Genomic DNA, 2942 nt, shown 5'->3' on the forward strand with positions numbered 1-2942 from the left:
CGATCAGGATCAACGGTGCCGGCAGCACGTTGATCACCCTCTCCCAGCCTGGGAACGCCACCTTCAACCCCGCGCCGGTCGTCACCATTCCCATGAATGTGCTGAAGGCACCCCTCACCGTCACCGCCGACAACAAGGCCCGCGCCTACCAGACGACCAACCCGCCCCTTACCGCGAGCTACGCAGGTTTCGTAAACGGCGACGGCGTCGAGGTGGTCGAGGGGGGCCCCGTTCTCACCACTGCCTCCTCCCAGTCCAGCCCGGTCGGCAGTTACCCAATCGTGGTCGACACCGCTGCCATGGCGGCGGCCAATTACCGCTTCCTGCCCGTGAACGGGACCCTCACGGTGTACCGTTCCTGCCAGCTGATCATCTTCCCGCCGCTGGCTGACAAGACCTTCGGCGATCCCCCCTTCTCCGTCAGCGCCTCGTCCTGCAGCGGGCTCGGCATCAGCTTTACCAGTTCCAACCCCCAGGTCGCGCTGGTGGTCGGAAATGTGGTCACCGTCACCGGTGCCGGAAGCGCCTTCATCACTGCGTCGCAGACCGGCAGTGACAGTGTGGAGCAGGCTCCCGCCGTCTCACAGCTGTTGGTGATCCACAGGAGCGGCCAGTCGGTGAATTTCCCGCCGCTTCCCCGCAAAGTGCTGGGGGAGGCACCCTTCACCCTGGCGGCAACCGCCTCCAGCGCCCTAGCGGTCAGCTACCGGAGTTCCGATCTCTCGGTGGCGACCGTGAGCGGCAACACGGTGACAATCCTGCGTGCCGGCACCACGGTGATAACCGCCAGCCAGGCGGGGAACAACAACTACGAGGCGGCCTTGCCGGCGTCCCAGCCGTTGACGGCCGTGGTGGAGGGAGAGCCACCCACCTTGAGCCTCTCTACACTTTCGGTCGGCGCGGTGACCGCCGACCCGGTATTCAACCTGACGGGCTCCGCCACCGATGCTTCCGGGATCGCTAGCCTTACCGTCAACGGCGTCGATCTCACCGATCGCGCGGCTTTCTTTAGCAGCGCGATCCCGCTCCTGGCAGGGGACAACAACATCACGGTGGCGGTCCGGGACGGCGCCGGCAACACCGCCTCTGAGACGGTGACGGTCACCTTCGACTCGACCGTGCCCGTCATCGCCCTCAGTTCGCCGGCCGACAACAGCGTGACCAACGCCTCCCTCATTCCGGTCGCCGGCTCGGTTCCCCCGGGCTGCGCCGTGACCATGGCGGTGAACGCTGGCGCGCCGCAGAACCTGCCGGTCGCAGGGGGGACCTTCTCGGGAACGGCAGGCCTGGAGCCGGGCCTGAATACGATCGAGCTCGCTGCAACCCTGCAGGGACAGGTCTCCCGGGTGAAGCGGAGCGTGACCTTCGCCCCGGGCCTACCCTCGGTGGCCATCGAGGAGCCGGGAGAGGACCTGCAAAGCGATCAGGAATCGCTGATGATCCGAGGTAGCTCGAACATGCAGGGCAGCGGCCTCGCGGTCACCATCGATGCCGACGGCACCCTTTTCACCTCCGACCTGCTGCAGGGAAGCTTCCAGCAGCGGATTCCACTCAACCGCGGCGGAGTCACCCACGTCTCCGCCATTGTCACCGACGGAAGCGGCAACACGAGCGTCGCCTACCGCAACATCGTCAGCAGCCCGAAGCCGTGGGGGGACTTGAACGGGGACGGCCGAGTGGACCTCACCGATGCCATGCTGGCGCTGAGGCTCTCCATCGGGCTTGACCCGCTGACCGTCGATGCGCTGGCCCGTGCGGATGTTGCGCCGCTGGTGAACGGTGTGCCGCAGCCGGACGGCATGCTCGACGTGGGAGACGTGGTGGTTATTTTGCGGAAGGTGGTTGGACTGGTGGATTTCTAGAGGGAGGTGTAGTGCTGGGGGAGTCAGCCGCAAGGCCGGAGGAGCTCGACACCTCCATGGGGCAGGGGAGAGCCGTTAGCGTCCGGACTTGCCGGAGACCAGCTTTTCCGCGACGGCGCGGGCATCGACCCTGTACTTGCCCGATTTGACCTGCTCCTTGATAGCTTGCACCCGCTGGGCCTGCTCAGCTTCCAGTTGGGTTTCCGGCAGGCTGGAAAGCTGAACGTTGTCTCCCCCGGCGGGCATCTCCGCCGCTTTTTTGCGCGACGCCCGCGCCTCCTTGGTCTGCCGGCCCTTGTCAACCTGCTGCGTGGTCGTCGTTTGCGGAGGCTGATTCTGTATCTTCATATCAACTCATCTCTTGCTTGCGAATTTATGGGAGGCATGGAACTACTCCGATAGTAGTAGTTTTCGTTGCCGATTTAAAGGTAGTTTTCTTTCATCTTTTGGCCCGCCCTGCTTTAAAGTCTTGACATGAAAGAGCGGTAGGCTATTTTTGGTGGGAACCTCCGGCTCCTTAATTAGCACGTTGGTACTAACACCAAAGTCGCGGCGACGAAGTAACAGAAAGGGATTCATGGAAGCTACCAGAGAGATTTACTGGAACGTGGGACACGGAGTGACCCTCCTGATGTACCTGGGGGCAGCCCTCGCCATCGGGGTGTGCGGCTGGGGATTCTGGCGGCGGCTCCCCGTCTACCAGCAGGGGAAGCCGCTTGACCGGCTCGACCAGCTTTCCCGGCGGGTGGTGCTGCTGCTGTCCAATATCTTCGGCCAGTTGCGGGTTCTGCTGGTGAGGCTGCCGGGGTCGCTGCACGCCTTCTTCTTCTGGGGCTTTCTGCTGCTCTTCATCGGTACCCTGCTGGTCATGCTGCAGGCCGATTTTACCGACCCGCTGCTGTCGGTCCGCTTCCTGCGCGGCTCCTTTTACCTCGTCTTCAAGCTGGTGCTCAATACGGCAGGGCTGGTAGCCATCGCCATGCTGCTCGGCTTTGCCATCCGGCGTTTCGTCTTCACCCCGATGAACCTGCAGACCGGCAAGGACGACTACCTGAGCCATCTGCTGCTCTTCACCATCCT

At 63.5% G+C, this 2942-nt stretch carries 2 protein-coding genes and 1 pseudogene; 2 read left to right on the forward strand and 1 reads right to left on the reverse strand.

All coding sequences use genetic code 11. The features are described from left to right. Positions 1–1862 (forward strand): MBG domain-containing protein (locus VJ604_RS10000; RefSeq protein WP_324082106.1); only part of this gene is annotated, 1862 nt, incomplete at its 5' end. A 75-nt stretch (positions 1863–1937) separates the two neighbouring features. Here the strand turns inward: VJ604_RS10000 and flgM are convergent. After that, positions 1938–2210: a flagellar biosynthesis anti-sigma factor FlgM gene (flgM, locus tag VJ604_RS10005; protein WP_324082108.1), complete on the reverse strand. Its 273-nt coding sequence runs from the start codon at positions 2208–2210 to the stop codon at positions 1938–1940. Between the two features lie 229 nt (positions 2211–2439). On the opposite strand from flgM, the pseudogene VJ604_RS10010 reads away from it, so the two are divergent. Further along, a pseudogene (locus VJ604_RS10010) lies at positions 2440–2942 on the forward strand (electron transporter); the annotation flags it as partial.

The organism is Geomonas sp. (genome assembly GCF_035254065.1).
Taxonomy (GTDB): domain Bacteria; phylum Desulfobacterota; class Desulfuromonadia; order Geobacterales; family Geobacteraceae; genus Geomonas.